The 271-nt window shown below is 48.7% G+C and carries 1 protein-coding gene; it reads left to right on the top strand.

Going from position 1 to position 271, the window contains the following annotated elements; all coding sequences use genetic code 11:
- Positions 1-52: 52 nt before the first annotated feature.
- Positions 53-271 (top strand): hypothetical protein (locus ACR9ZK_RS22060; RefSeq protein WP_481344087.1); only part of this gene is annotated, 219 nt, incomplete at its 3' end.

Here is a 271-nt window from a genome sequence, read left to right as displayed (position 1 = left end):
GTAAAAGACTTAAGGAAGGTCATATGACCAAAATGCATAGAAACGATTATCAATGGAGCAGTACACAGAAACCCAACTTGTCGCCGGTATCTTCGCACCCGAGCGCACAAACGAACTAACAGCCAACGTATGGCTCAACGGCAAGCCGATTTCAACGGCTAGCAGCAACAGCATTCCTGGTACGGAACTTGACCTAGCAAGGTCTATCGCACGGTTCGTAGGGACCAGCATCATCTATGTAAAGGCCGAAGGTCTTTGGTACATCTGGGAC

It is taken from the genome of Monashia sp. HAY1-5C, assembly GCF_056755255.1.
The sequence above is the reverse complement of the archived record's forward strand: the minus strand, read 5'-3'. Positions and strand labels throughout refer to the sequence as shown.